Origin of the sequence: Paenibacillus sp. FSL H8-0034 (assembly GCF_038000305.1) — a bacterium.
GTDB lineage: Bacteria > Bacillota > Bacilli > Paenibacillales > NBRC-103111 > Paenibacillus_S.
On sequence record NZ_JBBOBS010000001.1, the window covers coordinates 1279932 to 1299184 of the forward strand.

Sequence of the window (19253 nt, forward strand, 5' to 3'; positions counted from 1 at the left end):
TTGGTCGCGGATAAAGCAGTCTGATAAGTATTAAATATAGCGAAATCTATGTTTGGAGGAATACATATGAATCATTACAAACGAATTCGGCGGTATTTGGCGGTGCTTTTGTCCGTTGTTATAGCGATGGGATTGATGCCGATCATGGAAAAGGCAAGCGCGTCAACGACAACGGTCAAAGTAACTCAGATTGCCGCGGCTATGGATAATTCCATCGCCCTGAAATCGGACGGCACCGTTATCGTATGGGGGGAGAATGTCACCACCTGGGCCAAGCCTCCCGAGGGGCTGAAGGATGTAGTCGAAATATACGCCAAAGACCAGATCTTTCTGGCTCGCAAATCGAACGGCACGGTTGTTGCATGGGGAGCTAACTACGTTGGAGAGAGGGATATTCCAAACGGTTTGAGCAATGTAATCTCCATGGCAAGCGCTGGTATGCACACCTTGATGTTAGTTGAAACGTCCACTATCCAAGGAACAGGTACGGTGATCGCATGGGGGAATAATTATGAGGGACAATCGATTCCACCGGAGGCTGCGAAAAGCGGGGTTGTTAAGGTAGCGGCAGGAAACTATTATTCGATGGCATTAAAATTTAATGGCACGGTCGTCGAGTGGGGCTCGAACGGACCTGGTGCGACTAGCATGCCTGCGGGTTTAAGCAATGTTATGGCGATTGATGCCGGGTATTTATTCGCATTGGCTTTAAAGAATGACGGCACAGTAGTGGCCTGGGGGCAGGAAGATAGAGGGAACGGGATCCTGGGCGTGCCGAGCGAGCTGCAAGGGGAAACTATTGCTATATCGGCACAGAACAACCACGCGTTGGCGTTGAAGCGTGACGGCACGGTTGTTGGCTGGGGGACTGATACCAGAGGGAAAGCGACGCCTCCTGCAGGACTTAAGGACGTTGTTGCGATAGCTGCGGGTATATCTCATTCACTGGCCTTGAAGCGTGACGGTACCGTTGTCAGCTGGGGAGAGCAAACATCAGTGCCGGGCGACAATGAGTTGAGCGGCCTGACGCTTGCGGAGGGCGAACCGACCACTGCGTTCTCGCCATCCGTTACCTCGTATCACTATGACATTGCACCAGGGGCAACAAGTGTCCAAATTAACGCAGTTTTGAAAGACACTGATTATTCCGCGCTGTATATCAATGATCAGCTGCAACCAAGCGGCCAGACGGTCGCGGTTCCGGTTCCAACGACCGGAGCCGTAATTAAGGTTCGAGTGGAACCGTATATGAAGGCGCCCAAAACGTATACCTTAACGGTATCACGCGATCGCGTTAAGCCTGATATTGCAATTTCCCCTAATGGCAGCACCGCGCCATTAAGATTGATTAACGCTGGTGCTACGGTTACGGATGCAACGAGCGGCGTGGTCGCTTCTACGCTTGAATATGCCTGGACACAAACCGCTTCTTCTCCTGTCGTCGGATGGACTCGGTTCTCGTTCATTCCCTATACATCATTTGCTCAATTTGTGCAAGCCGGTGCAGATGGGAAATGGTATTTGCATATCCGGGCCAAGGATAATGCAGGGAACTCGGCAGAGGTGACTTCAGCGCCATTTTTGATAGATAACACGCCGCCAGTGCTTAGCTTGACGGCGAAGGAAGCGGACGGTAACGACTATGCGAATAATACCTGGACAAACAAAGAGATAAAAGTCACTGCCGCAGCGACAGATGCGCAAACCGGAATAACACTAATTAGGTATTCTCTTGATGGCGGCAAGGTATGGACGACCTATTCGGATGAGCCTATTACCCTAAACACATCCGGAGTGCATACAATTACCTTCCAGGCGTTCGACACGATAGGCAATGTGACGACCGCCAGTCGCATTGTCAAAATCAGCACGGGTGACTTAAAGCTGACGCCAACGATGACGAGGACGAACGATGGCGGCGTTTATACGAGCGGGGAATGGACGAACAACAATGTTCTGGTTAGCGCTACGGTAGAAACGGGAGAACACGCTATCACCTCCTTTACTTCGTCGCTGAACGGAGAAGCAGCAGCTGCTTATACTGGTGGGAGTACGATTGCATTCTTTCAAGAAGGTATGAACTCGATCGTATTCAAGGTGACTGATGCACTCGATAATAGCTTGAGTGCTCCACTTGCAATCAATATTGATAAGACTAAGCCAACGGTCATCTTTAGTCCGAATGGCAACGGATCATCGGCGCGGAAGGCTTCGGTGACGGCAACAGTTGCTGACAGTGGCGGCAGCGGTCTGGTAGAATCAACACTGGAATATGTATGGACACAAAGTGATACTTCAAAACCAACTGAGGGCTGGCAACAGTTGAATAATGGGAGTGCGTTGACGAAAGAAGGCGTGGATGGGGATTGGTACTTGCACCTTCAAGGCAAGGATACGGCAGGCAATGAGGTACACGCTGTATCGGGCCGCTTTGTACTGGATAATTCACCTCTGGACAGTTCGATCAGTCCGAATACAGGCAGCTTCGATAAGAAGTTGTCTGCGCAAGCGGTTGTAGAAACGACGCTGTCGCTAAACGGCAACGAATTGGACAGCATCAACGACGGAACAAGGAAACTTGTATCTGGAACGGATTACGCGATTGCGGGCAACACGGTGATCATCCAGAAGAGTTATCTGGTTACGCAACCGGTGGGCACGACGAGCCTAAGGTTCACATTCAACGGTGGAGCGGATCAGACGCTGACCATTGCGGTCAGCGACACGACACCATTGAATAGTACGATCAGTCCTGACATAGGCAGCTATGATAAGAAGACTTCTGCACAAGCGGATATAGAAACGACGCTGACGCTTAACGGCAACACACTGGTTGATATCAGCAACGGAGGCATTGCGCTTGAATACGGCACCGACTATACAGTGTCGGGCGATACGGTGACGATTCTGAAGAGTTACCTGGCTACGCAGCCGCTAGGAATAACAAGCTTGACATTCAAGTTCAGCGCAGGAGAGAAACAGACGTTGATCCTTTCTGTCACGGACACAACCGTGACACACAGTATGATCAGCCCGAACACAGGCAGCTTCGATAAGAAGACTTCTGCACAAGCGGATATAGAAACGACGCTGACGCAGAACGGCAACACGTTGACTGGCATTAGCAACGGAGCATCGGTGCTCGTGTCCGGTACCGATTATACGGTGATGGGCAATACGGTGACGATCCTGAAGAGTTACCTGGCTGCTCAGCCGGTCGGTACCACGAGCCTGACATTCACGTTCAGTGGTGGAGCGGATCAGACGCTGACCATCACGGTCAGCGATACAACAGTGCCGAACAGCACGATCAGCCCGAATACCGGCAGCTTCGCTAAGAAGGATTTCGAACAGGCGGATGTTGTAACGACGCTGAGACTGAACGGCAATACGTTGGCAGGGATCAGCAACGGAGCGGCGGCGCTTGTGTCTGGCACCGACTATACGGTGATGGGCAATACGGTGACGATCCTGAAGAGTTACCTGGCTGCTCAGCTGGTCGGTACCACGAGCCTGACATTCACGTTCAGTGGTGGAGCGGATCAGACGCTGACCATCACGGTCAGCGATACAACAGTGCCGGACAGCACACTAGATAAATACACAGTGACATATAACGGCAACGGCACTACGTCTGGAAGTACGCCAACGGATAGCGGCTCTTATGCGCAAGGAGTTACGGTGTCGGTGTACGGCAATACGGGAAATCTGAGCAAGAGGGGTTACACGTTTGCAGGCTGGAACACACAAACAGATGGAGACGGAATGAGCTACGCGGCGGGGGCGACCTTCACAATGGGAACCTCCAACGTTACGTTGTATGCGAAGTGGAAAAGCAGCAACGCGGATTTAAGCGATTTGACGTTGTCGGGCAGTACACTGAACTCGACATTTGCGGCAACCACGACAAGCTATACGGCGAACGTGACGAACAGCATGAGTCGCATCACGATAACGGCGACGTTGCATGATGCTGTCTATGCCACGGTAACAGCTACTGTGTACAACAATGCGGGGACGATAACAAGCGGTCCAATCACATTGACAAACGGTGATGTGTCCTCATCGTTTCCACTGAACGTGGGCAGAAATTTCATTAACCTGGTCGTGACAGCACAGGACGGCACAACGAAGACATATGTAGTTACTGTGAACCGCGCATCAAGTGGTGGCAATGGGGGTAGCAGTGGCAGTTCAACCCCACCATCAACAATTCCAAGTGATGACCAGGTGCCAGATGTACCGACAAAGGAGCCTTCTACAGATACGAACCCGGCAATTACATTTAGTGATATTGCCGGACATTGGGCTGAGGCACACATTAAGCAAGCTGTCAGAGACGGAATCGTCACTGGCTATCCGGATGGTACATTTAAGCCGAATCATACCGTGACTCGCGCTGAATTTACTGTGATGCTGATGAATATGCTGAAGCTGCCAGGAGAAGGAACGGCACTAACGTTCACCGATACAGCGAAGATCGGCTCATGGGCGCAGAAAGCGGTCGCGCAGGCTGTACAAACAGGAATTATAAGTGGCTATGAGGATGGCAGTTTCCGCCCGGATGTAGAAATAGCGCGTGTCGAGATGGCCGTGATGCTTGCAAATGCATCACGTTTGTCTGTCGAAGCGAACGCCGCAACCGGCTTTGCGGACGACAGGAATATTCCGACGTGGGCGAAAGGCGCAGTTTCGGTTATTAAGAAACTTGGCATTATACAAGGTAAAGATTCAAATGAATTCGACCCTAATGCCAGCACAACAAGGGCCGAGGCAGTTACCGTACTGATGAGGATGTTGGCGCCAAGAGTTAGCTTTCCCGACGGGTATGGAAATATAAATACGGAAGTGTTGACCAGTCATGAAGATTCGGTGTGGCTCCATACGGTAGAAGTTTAGCTCGCCATCTCCTGGGTTTGATCAGAGAGCGGCAACAAAAAAGGGTAAACGGCTGATCCATGAGATCGGCCGCATATTTTTACCCTACGATGCTCTCAACAAGGCAGCTTGATCCGAAACACTGTCTCCACATTCGGCGTACTGCTCAGCTCTACATTGCCCTGGTGGGCAAGGGAGATATCCTTGACAATAGCCAGACCAATCCCCAATCCTTCTCCCGATCTTCCGCTGTCCACCCGGTAAAAGCGTTCAAAAATATGCGCCTGATGTTCTGGGGGAATCCCTTTTCCTTTATCCTTCACAATTACACTTACGGATTGCCCGTCTGCTGTCAACCGGATGCCGAGATATCGTCCGTCCTTCCCATAACGGATCGCATTATCCAGCAGATTTCGCAATGCTCTTTCGATCAGCGGAGCATCCATATAGAGATGAATATCCTCATCCGGGGTATCGACATCGAGCACGACTTGGCCGCCGTCGAGGATCATGAAATATTCAACCGCGATTTTGCGAACGATCTCGGATAAATTATGATGCGCCAAACGAAGGGTCAGATCGTCCGCATCTAGACGGGAGATGTCCAGCATCTGATCCAGCAACTTGTCCATATACCTGCAACGTTGAAGAATAATTTTGGCTCTGCTTTGGAGTTCATGCTGATCCTTATAGTTTCCGGTGCGAATCATTTCCGCGCAGCCGAGCATCGTCGTCAGTGGTGTGCGCAGATCATGCGACAGGTTGGAAAGCAGGAGTTTGCGTTTGCTCTCGAATTGCTGAATTTCCGTGAATTGAGATCGAATTCGCAGCGCCATTTCATTATAATGCCGCGAAATCTGGCCCAGTTCGTCCTTGGATGCATCTATGAGTGTTACTGTCGGAGAGTCATGCTGGATATTCAGTTGATTCAGGGCGCGATTGAGCTTGCGAATTCTTCGATTAATGGAAGAGAACAACCATATGGCGAGCAGAAAAGGCAAAGAAAACGCCAGGATAAGCGGAATGGTCAGCGTGAGCAACGACGAAATTTTCCGGATAAGAAAATAGACCTCGCCTTGCTTCATCGCGGAGGCCGGAAGGCTGAGCAGCAAGAAATACGACTTTCCGTCTTTATCTGTCTGCGTAAGTACATGAACATCAGCATCCGTCAAGTAGCTCTTGGGCAGTTGCTGCATAAGCATGGCCAAATCTTTGAAAGAATAGACGGGATTGAGTCCAGCCGTATCATAGATAGATCGGCCCTGATCGTCCAGCCACATCCAGCGAATAGCGGGATGCTCCGCATGCGCCTGATCAAGGATTGGTTTTACCGTATCCGGCCCGAATACAGGCTGCTGCTCGACCAAGTCCACGACCGATTGAGCAAGCGGATTAAGCTGGAATAACGCATATCCTTTATTCGCTACTTTGCCGATCCAGACGGAACTAAAGCCAAACAAAATCATACTCGCCGCGGTACTCACGACAAGCAACAGCCACAGCTTGGTGCGTAATTTCATATGCCAGCCCCCGTCAACCGATAACCGACGCCGCGCACGGTTTGAATTTCCCAAGATGACTGAGCCCGCTCCAGTTGTTTGCGCAGTCGGCTCATATAGACACTTAAGTTGTTGTCGTCATACCGTTCATGCTGCCAAACCTGTTGATAGATTTCGAGCTTCGTCATGACGCGGTCGGGATTTTGCATCAGGAGCTGCATCAAATCGCACTCTACCATCGTTAAGGAAATCTTCTCGTTGTAGATCAGCAGGGTATAGTTATCGATATCCAGAACCATATTGCTCAGACGGATGACGATCGAGGAGTGGCTGGATTTCGGATGACGTCTGCGAAGGACCGCTTGGATGCGGGCCATCAACTCCATCGGGCTAAAGGGCTTCGTCATATAATCGTCTGCCCCGAGTCCGAGCGTGGCGATCTTGTCATGTTCCTCTCTCCTAGCGCTAACCACGATGGTCAGTACATCAAACCTGCGATTGTTCAAATAATGCAGCACTTCGAATCCATCGCGATCGTCCATCATGAGATCCAAAATGAGGACATCCACCTGCTCGGTTTCCAGCCTATCTATTGCATGTTGACCGGATTCGGCTTCGACCGGGTGCATGCCTGCCTGTTCGATATGGGCGCAGATCACTTCGCGAATTTGGGGATCATCATCCACCACAAGTACATGTTCCATTTTATTTGATATCACCTCATATAGAATTTAGTTTAGACCGATCATATCACAATTGATCTGATATTTGTCTCTTCCGAATGCTGAAGGCAAATCCTTTAAGATTTCATTAAGAGTTTCGAGAAACGGCTATTGATATAATTTACGCATCGGCGGGCTGGGATCAAAGAACAGAAGTATTCGTTGGATGAGAACACATGGTTGGACTATACAGATGGTGAGTCGATCCCGTTCAATCAGGATGGCATGCATAAGATATGGTTTAAGATCACGGACAACGCTGATCAAAGCTTGGTCGCACCTCTGACAGTAAACATCGACCGGACGAAACCTGCTGTAAGCTTCGGCACGAATGGCAACGACGCACCGGCGCAATCGGCATCGACAACCTAGCCGAGGATCGCGCCAAGCAGTGTGAGACTGGACGGCTACAAGGATATCGGAAGCGTGAACGCGTCCTATCTGGAGAGTGTTCGTATGATGACGCAGATTAAGATTATGACAGGCAGAAGCGAGGATAATTCAGTCCGAAGGGCGAGACGACACGCGCACAAGCGGCGACCGTATTCATTCGTACGCAGCGCCAGCTTGGCATGATCGAATAGCCGTACATGATTATCGTAAGGGATTTGCCCGGAAGCCGCGAACGACTGGCTTCCGGGCAAATCCCTTTCTGCTTGTCCTACTCACTCAGCAGCCTCTCTCAACCTCTGCCAGCTGAGTGTCAGACTGCCCAATCCTTTAAGATTCCATTAAGATAACTTCGTTAGGAATGCTAGTATAATTTTCTAATTGAGGAGAGAATTCGTGGTAGAAGCTCCCCGATTAATGGAACGGGGAACAGCGCAAGCAAGTGTCGAATCATCGGGAGGCTGCTTTGACTGGCGGTCGATGAGCGCACATGCGGCGGTTTGATCATTTGTATGCTGCGCCCGATGCGATGCTCGACGGAATCAATCGTCATCCCAAATTACAATCATAAAGCGAGGCGAACAACAATTATGTCCGTATCCGTGAGGAAGATGTTAGCAACACTATTGGCCATGCTCTTTGTACTCTCGTATCTATTACCCGCTGTCGGCATCCAGGAAGGGAGGGCAGCGGCCGCAGGCACAGTCGCGGAAGGCGACTATATCACATTCGGCTCCTATAACGGGAATCCCTTGAAATGGCAAGTCATCAAGATCGATGGGAATGGATACATGCTTTTTGCGGCCAATTCGATTGGTTTAAAGGCGTTTGACGCAAAAGGGGACGGAACGGATGGCCGCACCGATGCGAATCGGGAGGCCTACGGAAGCAACTTCTGGAAGAAATCCAATCTACGAGAATGGCTGAATTCAAGCGATACCACGGTTGCTTACAGCCATCAGAAGCCTGATAGCGGTCATGTTAATAATTACGCTTACGCTTACGATCAAGAGCCTGGCTTTTTGTCAAACGGTAATTTTACCGCTCAAGAGCGGGCGTTGATTCAACCGATTACCCATAAGACGCTGCTCGCTTCGATCGATGGAGCGGTAAAGGATGGGGGCACGGCAGTGCACACCTACTCGACGTCATCTATACGTGATGCTGAACAGAACTATAACACGGCGTATTACATGAACGTTACGGATACGGTCTTTTTGCTATCCGTCCAGGAATTAATCGAACTATACAATCGAGACCCGTTAACTGACGGTGAAAACTTCCCTTCTGTGAGTGGCACTAGTTATTGGTTAAGAGATCCGAACGCCAATTTCTCCTATTCGCAAAGAGTAGTGAATACGATTGGTTTCAATATTAATACGAGTAGCACGTACAATTTCGCAGGAGTGCGGCCAGCACTTTATTTGAAGGCGGGCATCGTCCTCTCGGGGACGGGGACGTCCGCGAGCCCGTATACGGTAGATGCAGGGGGGGCGGCACAATCGTCGTTTACAGCTACCGCAACGTCGTTGCTGGCCAACGGGACGATGTTTCCGATATTGAAGGTAACTCGGCTCGATGCCTTCGGTCATCCGCTTGCGGGGCATCAGATCACGATTGAGCAGGGCCCGGGCAACTCTATTATAGCGCCATTGATTCCGTTTCCGTCGTCGGCTACAACCAATGGGAATGGAGAAGCCTACTTCTCTGTGGGAAGCACGAAGTCGGAGGTCGTTACCTATTCCGCGTACGATAGTACGGATGCTGTGACGTTGGATCAAAAGGTGCAAGTGACTTATATGCCGGGAGCGCCCAGCATATCCTCGCCGATTGATGCGAGCCCGAGCCAGGTAGAAGCAAACGGTTCGGCGACAGCCACGATTACGGTGACATTGACGGACGCCCTCCATAATCCGATCGCCGGTCATACGGTAAGTTTGTCGCAGGGGGCGGGCAGCTCGACGATTACCCCGGTGTCCGCAGTGACGAGCGCAAGCGGACAAGCCAGCTTCTCGGTGACGAATACGAAGTCGGAGTCCGTGGCCTATAGGGCCAAGGATGAAACGGGAAATGTGACGATGGCGACGACGGCGCAAGTCGACTTTACGGTGGGAGGAGTCGTGGAGCAGTTTGGCCTAGCGACCGGCGCGACCTATTATTTCGACCTGTCCGGCGAAGCGGATCATATCGGTACCATCTATTCCGCAGTGCCCGATACGACCTTGCACTATGTGCCGTTTACTTATGCGGGAACCGTCAACGCGTATAGCCTTGATAGTTCAAGTAGCGGCTATTCCAACGCATCTTTGACGGCAACTGTCAATAATAGAAGCCTATTCGTGGCTGATTATGCCTTGAGTCATTCCGTATCGTGGAATACGCTGAATGGGAATGGCCTTATTTTCGGCAAAACCTATCATACGAACTATAATTTGCGATCACTGAGTGTCGGTAATACCGCGGGCACCAGTTCGCCAACTACCAATGAATGGGATCGAATCTTGGACAAAAATAGTTTACTGATCAAAAACGGGTCCATGCGCTCCATTGGACAGGACACGAGTACAGTGAACTGGTCGATTCGTATTGCGAGAGGAGGTGTGGCTATACGCAATGAACTAGGCATCTTGGCGAACGATAGCAGCCTTTTGGCATACGGTTATCGTCCCGCCCTTGAAGTGCTGAATGTCGGCGCGCTGGGCTACGCCGGATTAAAGGACGTCCGTCTTGAACTTGGCGACGGAAGTCTGCAGGGAGCGACGAGCATTCATATCGTGAGCGTTGGTGGAAGCTTTACTGCTCCGGGCAGCGAGGGGCTAACGCAGCCGGGCAATCGGGTATTCGATAAGTGGAACACAGCAGCGGATGGCAGTGGAACCAACTATGTGGCGGGGGCGAGCGTGCCTGATACGGTAACGGTGTTGTACGCTCAATGGGAACCGACGCCTGGTAGCACCTATTATTTTGACCTGTCTGGCGAAATTGACCATATTGGCACCATGAATACGGCTGTGCCCGATACGAGTTTGCACTATGTACCATTCACCTACACGGGCACGATTCAAGCGTACAGTCTTGACAGTTCGAGCAACAATGACACAGAAGCTTCTTCGCATGCCCCTATAAGCAGACGCAAGCTCTTCGTGGCGGATTACGCCGTGAGCCATACGGTGTCGTGGGATACGTTGAATATGAACGGCCTCATTTTCGGAAAGGCCTTCGATACGAAGTATACGCTGCGCTCGCTAAGCGGTGGAAGCGGGCCCGGTGTTAATGTCGGCACGCCAACTACCAATGAATGGGATCAGATACTCAATGGCAATGCGTCATGGATTCAGAATTGGTCCATTTTATCGTGGGTGCAGGATACCGCTGTGGTAAACGCGGATGCTCGTGCTACACGGGGCGGGGCCGTAGTGAACCAATGGGTTGGCGCTGCTCATGATGATGCCAGGAGCAATAGGGGCTTTCGGCCCGTGATTGAAGTGCGGAATGGCGGCACGCTGGGGGCTGACGGGATAAAGGATGTCAGTCTGGTTCTCGGCAGCGGTAACGTGAATGGAGCCAATCTGGTTCACATCATTAGCCCTGGCGAGCAGTTCGCCGCGCCGAGCGGCACGGGGTTGACTCCGCCTGCTAATATGGTATTTGCGAGGTGGCAGAAGACAGGCGATCCAAGCACCACCTTTGCCGCCGGGCAGAGCGTCGCCTATTCGAGCGGGTTGGGACTGACTGCTGTATGGGAAAGCATTGTGACGCCGGAAGCGACACCTGCGATTGTAATCGACTATGGGGCAGAGCAGTTGACCGGGTTCGTGGGTGGCGGTAGCTACACGATCAACGGCACGCCGATCAACCCGGTTGGCGGCAAGTTGGATGTAGTCAGCTACATCGGAGCGACGATCTCTATCGTGAAGAAAGGTAACGGAACGACGACGACAGACAGCGCGCAACAGAACTTGACGATTCCTGCACGACCGGCTGCCCCGACGGCAGCAGGCGTTGATCCGACGACCATCGGGGGCACGGGTAGCATTACCGGCGTTACCACCGGGATGGAGTACCAATTGTCGGCAGGTGCGTGGAACGATGTAACGGGAATGGAGCTGACCGGTCTCGCACCAGGTACCTACCATATCCGTGTCAAATCAACAGCAAGTGGCTTCAAAAGCACCGAGCAGACCGTGACGATCGCGGCACTGACGCCGGGAGCGGAAGCGACACCTGCGATTGTAATCGACTATGGGGCAGAGCAGTTGACCGGGTTCGTGGGTGGCGGTAGCTACACGATCGACGGCACGCCGATCACCCCGGTTGGCGGCAAGCTGGATGTAGCCAGCTACATCGGAGCGACGATCTCTATCGTGAAGAAAGGCAACGGAACGACGACGACGGACAGCGCGCAACAGAACGTGACGATTCCTGCACGACCGGCTACCCCCACGGCAGCAGGCGTTGATCCGACGACCATCGGGGGCACGGGTAGCATTACCGGCGTTACCGCCGGGATGGAGTACCAATTGTCGGCAGGTGCGTGGAACGATGTAACGGAAATGGAGCTGACCGGTCTCGCACCGGGTACCTACCATATCCGTGTCAAATCAACAGCAAGTGGCTTCAAAAGCACCGAGCAGACCGTGACGATCACGGCTCCGAGTGCGTACTCCGTTACGATTGGAAATGGCGGCACTGGTTCAAGTGGCAGCGGTAATTATGCGAGTGGTGTGACTGTTACCGTCTATGCCGGAAGTCGAAGTGGATACACCTTCACCGGCTGGACTTCGACAGATGGTGTGACCTTTGCCAATGCAGGCAGCGCAACAACCAGTTTTGTCATGCCCGCCCAAAATGTGGCCGTTACAGCGATTTTCGAGCCGATCCCCGCAGCCAGCTACAATGTGACGGTAAACGGCAGTTACGCAGGAATCACAGGGGCGGGCAGCTATCCGGCAGGTGTAACTGTCGTCGTCTATGCCGGAAGCCGAAGTGGATACACCTTCACCGGCTGGACTTCGACAGATGGTGTGACCTTTGCCAATAGAGGTAGCGCAACAACCAGTTTTGTCATGCCCGCCCAAAATGTGGCCGTTACAGCGATTTTCGAGCCGATCCCCGCAGCCAGCTACAATGTGTCGGTAAACGGCAGTTACGCAGGAATCACAGGGGCGGGCAGCTATCCGGCAGGTGTAACTGTCGTCGTCTATGCCGGAAACCGAAGTGGATACACCTTCACCGGCTGGACTTCGACAGATGGTGTAAACTTTGCCAATACAGGTAGCGCAACAACAAGCTTTATCATGCCCACCCAAAATGTGGCCGTTACAGCCAACTGGAGCTATAACGGCGGATCGCCTTCTAGTGGAGGTTCGTCCGAAATCATGCCAAGCATCACCATCGACAAAAAGCCCGGTAAGCCCACTGTAGCATCCATGAATCTGACTGCGGCGGTGGATCAGAATCGTGTCGCTTCTGTTACGATTACGGAGCCTCAGGTAAAGAGACTGATCGACGCCGCGAAAAAGGATGCTCAGAACAAAGGAAATACGGCTGACGGCATAGGTGTCGCCTTCTCTATTTCGTTCGGTGCAGACGTGACGGGCTTCATGATTAAGCTGGAGGAAGGAGCACTTGCCCTTCTGGAAAAGGAAGGTGTGTTACGCTTCGGTGTGAACACCGAGCTCGTTAGCTTTTCCTTTGAACAAGCAGCCATTCAGAAAATGAAACCTCAGACGGTGGGAGACGTCACGATCAGAGCGATTCCTGTCACCAAGCTGTCTGATGCGGCCAATATACTGATCGGTAGCGGTCCGGCGTACGATCTCACCATCAGCTATCAGAGAAACGGCAAGACCGAGTATGTGACCAATTTCGGCAAGGGCGTGATTACCTTGGGCATCTCCTACAAGGTGGCTCCCGGTGAGAAGGTTGGTGACCTCTATGCTGTGTATGTAAACAAAAGTGGTAAACCACAGCTTCTGATCCGTTCTAACTATCATAATGGAAAGTTGATTTTTAACAGAAATAGCCTGTCCATATACGCTGTGGCCGTTCCGGCACCGGCACCGACGTTTCACGATACAGCGAAGCATTGGGCAAAAGATGATATTGCGTATGTTGTCAGCCGAAGGTTGATCTCCGGCATTGAAGAGACATCCTTCTTGCCAGATACGGCAATTACCCGTGCGGACTTCCTGATGGCGTTAGGTGTACTCTCCGGTGTGGATATGAGTGAATACAAGCAAAGCAGCTTCACGGATGTTTCAAGCACATCCGCTGCCATGCCCTACATCGAATGGGCGGTGCAGAACAAGATCGTGCAAGGCGTTGGTAATAACCAGTTCGATCCGAATAGTCCGATTACCCGTGAACAGATGGCAGTCATGATGGCGGGTTACGCCCAAATCACGGGTTACACGTTGCCAGTCAATAGGCTGGGTGTCACCTTTGCAGATGACGCGATCATCAGTTCATGGGCGAAGGAAGCGGTAAAAGCGATTCAGCAGGTCGGCATTGTTAATGGTAAAAATAACAACCTGTATGATCCGGTCGGAAAGGCAACTCGTGCAGAGGCTTCAACGATTCTGCACCGGTTCGTGGAGTTTGTCATTGACGAGGGAACGACGCAGCTGGAGTGAAAATGAAAATGATATCGGGAGGATATTACGAAGCTCAGTTAGATCAATAAATACAGGCGTTGGAAGGATATGTACATCCACCAACGCTTTTTGTATGTAAACTTATGTTTCCTGACATTCCACACCTCTTGTTTATGGTATTTATATGAAAATATCTGAAGTATCCTTTCGCAATTTGGATAGACATTTCATTGTAAGAGGAAGTATGGAGTAGAGTGGGGAGTTATAATCCTGGCAGTCAAAAGATTGTTTGCAAACTTTTAAACACGCCATATCAAAGTTTTACTTTACAAGAAAGTGATTGCATTGAAATAACTCTTACCAAGTTAGATGATCAGATCGTGTTTTTTGGCAAGAGTTTTTCACCCTGATTCATTACCATGAACAATCTCGCGAAGCGGTGCAGGTGAACGAACATGTGCTTCCGTCCGCTGTGCTGCTGTCTTTCATAAACGCCAACATAAAGAACCTTCCCTTGTGCAGAAAATATCAGCCAGTTATTTCAATTCATGATACAATATTTGCATGAACATGCGCTGAAGCCAAGCTTCGGTTCAACTTTCTGTAATCGGTTTCAATCCTCCCTACTCGGTGGTCAGTAAGCTCTCCAAAGATCTGTGCGGATACCCGATTTATATTTAATTCAAGTGAAATCTTAAATAAGGAGTTAGAAATCTATGAACGCATCTTATCACTTTGACGAAGTCGGTAGACTTCCCTTACCCGGAGATAATGTCGCTATTGCCATTCGCCAACTGGAGGCTGGCACTACCATTGACTATCAAGGCCAAACCCTGACCTTGAATCACACGGTCATGGAGGGCCATCGCTTTGCGGTGAAGGAGATTGCTTCTGGTGAGACCTTGCTTTCCTGGGAATTACCCTTTGGTGTGGCTCTGCAACTGATTCAGCCCGGCAATTACGTGATCAACAGTGCCGTGCTGGAAGCGCTTAGTGTCCGTTCGCTGGGATTTGCACTGCCGACGGCGCCCAATTTTGCCGATCAGGTTCATCCTTATGTGCTTGACGAGGTGAATTTCCAACCGGCTCCTGCATTGCCCGCTTACCCGGATACGCGCTCTTTTCAGGGCTATCGGCGCAGCCAGGCCCGCGGCGTCGGTACTCGCAACATGATTGTCCTGTTGGGCACGACCTCACGCACGGGGAGCTATGTCAAGCAGCTTGCAACCCGTTTGCAGGGCGATCTGAAGAACTACCCTCAAGTGGATGGAATTGTCCCCGTGGCGCATACGGAGGGGGGTATTGATCAACCGAATAATCTGGCGCTATTGCTGCGCACGTTGGCCGGATTTATCGTTAATCCCAACGTGGGTGCAGTCTTGATAGTAGATTATGGCGTTGAATCTGTGACCAATCAGATGGTGGAAGCGTACTTACGCGAACACAATTATCCACTAGATGAAGTGATGCATCGGTTCCTGTCACTAAAAGGCGGCTTTCAAGATAATTTAAACGCTGGGGAAGATATTGTGCGTGAATGGTTGCCAACTGTCAGTGCCATGGAACGTACAGCTGAATCCATTAGCCATCTAAAGATTGGACTGCAATGTGGTGGCTCCGACGCCTTTTCCGGCATTTCCGCAAATCCGCTGCTGGGCTGGATTGCACAGGAATTGGTGCGCTACGGCGGCGCTGCTAGCTTAGCTGAAACCGATGAATTAATTGGCGCCGAGCCTTATGTCCTGCAGAAGGTGCGCGATGTGGAAACCGCCCGCAAATTTTTAAAGCTTGTAGAACAATTCAGGGAGCGTACTTCTTGGCATGGCGCTAACGCTGAAGGAAATCCGTCAGGCGGCAATAAATATCGTGGCCTTTATAACATTTACCTCAAGTCCATTGGCGCTGCCCGCAAGAAAGACCCGGACACCCGCCTGGATTATGCTATTGAGTACGGCGAGATCATGAGTGAACCCGGCTTTTACTTTATGGATAGCCCCGGAAACGACCTCGAAAGTATTGCCGGACAGGTGGCTTCAGGCTGTAATCTGATTTACTTTACGACAGGCAACGGTTCGGTTACTAACTTTCCATTCGTACCGACAGTCAAGGTGGTGACAACGACGCCGCGCTTCCAACTGCTGTCCAATGATATGGATATCAACGCCGGTGTATACTTGGAAGGCGTATCCATGGATGAGCTGGGCAAGCAAGCCTTCGAGCTTTCGATACAAGTGGCCTCCGGTCAGCGCAGTGCGGGTGAAAAAGCGGGCCATTCGCAGGTGCAAATCTGGAGAAATTGGCGGCAAACCGATACAAGCCAACTGAATACATTGCTGAATGCGCCTCTGCCGACAGGGAAGCCTATTGCGGTTCGAACGGACGCAGCCGCGGCTGCCAACCCTGTCAGCTTTACGTTTACTCGTCACGGAGACCATCGGGCCAGTGACAGAATCGGCTTAATCCTGCCCACCAGTCTATGTGCTGGTCAGGTGGCAAATATGATTGCATTGCGGCTGAATAACCAGAGATTAGGTCAACCCGGACATCTCTCGCGTTTTGTAGCCTTGGCTCACACGGAAGGATGCGGGAATTCGGGTGGTCAACCCGAGCAGTTGTACGCCCGAACAATGATTGGTTATGTTACCCATCCGCTAGTCAAGCATTGTCTGCTGCTGGAACATGGCTGTGAGAAAACCCACAATGACTTTATGCGTCACGAGATGGAGGAGATGGGGGTTGATCCGGGTCGTCTTGGTTTTGCTAGTATTCAACTTGACGGCGGGATTAATAAGGTAACTCAAAAGGTGGAGGCGTGGTTTGCTGATCAATTGTCTGCAACTGGGTCAATTACGAAAGAGACTGTCGGTCTAGAAGCATTGCGTGTTGGGATTCTAAGTGATGGTTCCGTTACTGACGCTGCTAGTGAGCAACTGGCGATGTTGACAAAAATGATTGTCGGTGCAGGTGGTATGGTGATTGTTCCCGAGAACAGCGGGTTGCTTTCCACGCCTGCTTACAGTGAGGATGTATTGACTACATCCAATGTCAAACCTTCATTGGCCTATGGGGAACAAGCCCGCCACACCGGCTTCCACATCATGGAAACACCTACCGAGCATTGGGTAGAGACGGTCACAGGCTTAGCAGCCACGGGAGTAGAGTTGATTATAGCGCTGGTCCATCGTCGCCCTATGCAGACGCATCCGTTCGTGCCAATGCTGCAAATGGCATCGGACCCGTCTATGCAGCAAACCTATGCTAATGACTTGGATCTGTTACTCACCGGAAATCCCGCTGCTTGGACCGATCAGATTCTAGAGAGTTGTAAGCAAGTCATTGAGCATAGCTATACTCCACGGCTCTATCAACAAGGTAACGTTGATTTTCAATTAACACGCGGATTTCTAGGCGTTTCGTTGTGATCGGGAGTAAGCTGAGGATCACTCTGGTTTCAGATGAAAGTCAGCTTTGCTGAAGTCCTCATTGTAGGATGCAAGAGTAAAATACTCCATATGTCAATCGAAATAAACTGTAAAGGGGCCTCAAAGTAGATAATCTCGATTGAGAGGCAGCTCGGTACTGAGTTTTTGATTTCAATAGGAAAAGGAGTGAGCAGGAGGGATTATTTCTGCTCGCTCCTTATTTATGTTTAGATTGACTGTAGCAAGCCATGATGCAGAAAACGAAATCCACGGTTGTTTTTTCGTCCCTGTATCAATCATTCGGAAGCTATTAATTATATACAAGATATAGTGAACCTAAATATTAAATCTACATAATATGTCATTAAATCAACTTGCCTATTGGTACTTTATTGCTCGAATTTTCCTATATACCCAATTTTATTGGTGCAAAAAAACAGGGTAAGTGCATGTGTGAATTACAAGTCTATTATTCTACCATTTAAAAAGCGGGTGAGGTGGGGAGTTGAGAACTTATTTGCATTGGGACAGGGGGACAAATTCAATAAATCTTCTAAAGTAATCAAGCCTTCTTGGTGTGCCCTATACACAGGGGGTCCAACCTTCTCTCAAGTGTGTGGTAGCGGTGCTAAACACTTCGGGATTGGGGAGGTACTCCTTTTTTCTTGTCTGAATGATTTAAGCCCAGCAAGGGTTTGGAATTATGAAATTGATTCAAATATAAATAATTTTACTTTTTTCCACTTTGCATAAAAGCTAGAATCTGATAGAATATAAAGAAATACGATAGATTTAGTGCGAATTAAAAGGAGGCACCTTTCCATGCAAAAACTGATGCTTGATTCCATACACGAAATGACGCATCTGGATCAACTCGAGGCTGAAGCGATTTATATTATACGAGAAGTAGCGGCGGAGTGTGAAAATCCCGTGATGCTGTATTCGATCGGGAAGGATAGTTCCGTGATGCTTCATTTGGCTCTGAAAGCCTTTTATCCCGAGAAGCCGCCATTTTCTTTCATGCATATTGATACGACGTGGAAGTTTAAAGAAATGATTGAATTCCGCGACCGCAAAGCGAAAGAATTCGGAATCAACATGATTGTTCACTCGAATGAAGAAGGTATTAAACAAGGGATCAACCCGATGGATCATGGTTCCGCGTATACCGATATTATGAAAACCCAAGCATTAAAAGAGGGATTGGACAAATACGGATTTACGGCTGCATTCGGCGGTGGAAGACGTGACGAGGAAAAGTCGCGTGCGAAAGAGCGGATTTTTTCATTCCGGAATAAGAATCATGCGTGGGATCCGAAAAACCAACGGCCGGAAATGTGGAAGCTTTTCAACACAAGAATTAATAAAGGCGAAAGCATTCGCGTCTTCCCAATATCCAATTGGACAGAAAAAGACATCTGGCAATACATTCGAAGAGAAAATATTGATATTGTGCCTCTTTATTTTGCAAAAGAAAGACCCGTCGTCAATCGCGATGGACATATGGTCATGGTGGATGATGATCGGTTGAAGCTCGAGCCTAATGAGAAGGTTGAAATGAAGAAGATGCGGTTCCGCACACTAGGCTGCTATCCGCTTACTGGCGGTGCCGAGTCGGAGGCGGATACGCTAGATGCCATTATCGAAGAAACGCTTGGTGCGGTTTCATCCGAACGGACAACTCGGGTTATTGACCAAGAGGCGGCTGGAAGCATGGAAAGACGTAAACGGGAGGGCTATTTTTAA

Annotated in this window: 8 protein-coding genes; 5 read left to right on the forward strand and 3 right to left on the reverse strand. The window is 50.4% G+C overall.

Translation table 11 applies throughout. The annotated features are described in order from the left end of the window. Positions 1-66: 66 nt before the first annotated feature. Positions 67-4899: a X2-like carbohydrate binding domain-containing protein gene (locus NST47_RS05830; RefSeq protein ID WP_341154290.1), complete on the forward strand. Its 4833-nt coding sequence runs from the start codon at positions 67-69 to the stop codon at positions 4897-4899. 95 nt (positions 4900-4994) lie between these two features. Here NST47_RS05830 and NST47_RS05835 read toward each other — a convergent pair whose 3' ends face one another. Next, positions 4995-6398, reverse strand: coding sequence for a sensor histidine kinase (locus NST47_RS05835; protein ID WP_341154291.1), 1404 nt, complete (start codon positions 6396-6398; stop codon positions 4995-4997). After that, positions 6395-7096, reverse strand: a complete 702-nt coding sequence (locus NST47_RS05840) for a response regulator transcription factor (RefSeq protein WP_341154292.1) — start codon at positions 7094-7096, stop codon at positions 6395-6397. The genes NST47_RS05835 and NST47_RS05840 overlap by 4 nt, the downstream gene beginning before the upstream one ends. A gap of 165 nt (positions 7097-7261) precedes the next feature. On the opposite strand from NST47_RS05840, the gene NST47_RS05845 reads away from it, so the two are divergent. Then, on the forward strand, positions 7262-7471 hold the full coding sequence (locus NST47_RS05845; protein WP_341154293.1) for a hypothetical protein: 210 nt from the start codon (positions 7262-7264) through the stop codon (positions 7469-7471). Between the two features lie 65 nt (positions 7472-7536). On the opposite strand, the gene NST47_RS05850 is transcribed toward NST47_RS05845, so the two are convergent. After that, complete coding sequence (locus NST47_RS05850) at positions 7537-7743, reverse strand: hypothetical protein (RefSeq protein ID WP_341154294.1); 207 nt, start codon at positions 7741-7743, stop codon at positions 7537-7539. A gap of 378 nt (positions 7744-8121) precedes the next feature. On the opposite strand from NST47_RS05850, the gene NST47_RS05855 reads away from it, so the two are divergent. The 3 genes from NST47_RS05855 to cysD all read left to right on the forward strand — a co-directional run bounded on the left by NST47_RS05855 (position 8122) and on the right by cysD (position 19253). After that, the gene (locus tag NST47_RS05855) at positions 8122-14124 is read left to right on the forward strand and encodes an InlB B-repeat-containing protein (RefSeq protein ID WP_341154295.1); all 6003 of its coding nucleotides are present in this window, start codon (positions 8122-8124) and stop codon (positions 14122-14124) included. An 890-nt stretch (positions 14125-15014) separates the two neighbouring features. Then, positions 15015-17507, forward strand: a complete 2493-nt coding sequence (locus NST47_RS05860) for a UxaA family hydrolase (RefSeq protein WP_341154296.1) — start codon at positions 15015-15017, stop codon at positions 17505-17507. 822 nt (positions 17508-18329) lie between these two features. After that, on the forward strand, positions 18330-19253 hold the full coding sequence (gene cysD / locus NST47_RS05865; protein ID WP_341154297.1) for a sulfate adenylyltransferase subunit CysD: 924 nt from the start codon (positions 18330-18332) through the stop codon (positions 19251-19253).

Excerpts from the sequence above, each read along its gene's own strand:
- NST47_RS05835 (WP_341154291.1), bottom strand. The coding sequence starts at position 6,398 with ATGAAATTACGCACCAAGCTGTGGCTGTTGCTTGTCGTGAGTACCGCG.
- cysD (WP_341154297.1), top strand. The coding sequence starts at position 18,330 with ATGCAAAAACTGATGCTTGATTCCATACACGAAATGACGCATCTGGAT.
- NST47_RS05855 (WP_341154295.1), top strand. The coding sequence starts at position 8,122 with ATGCTCTTTGTACTCTCGTATCTATTACCCGCTGTCGGCATCCAGGAA.
- NST47_RS05830 (WP_341154290.1), top strand. The coding sequence starts at position 67 with ATGAATCATTACAAACGAATTCGGCGGTATTTGGCGGTGCTTTTGTCC.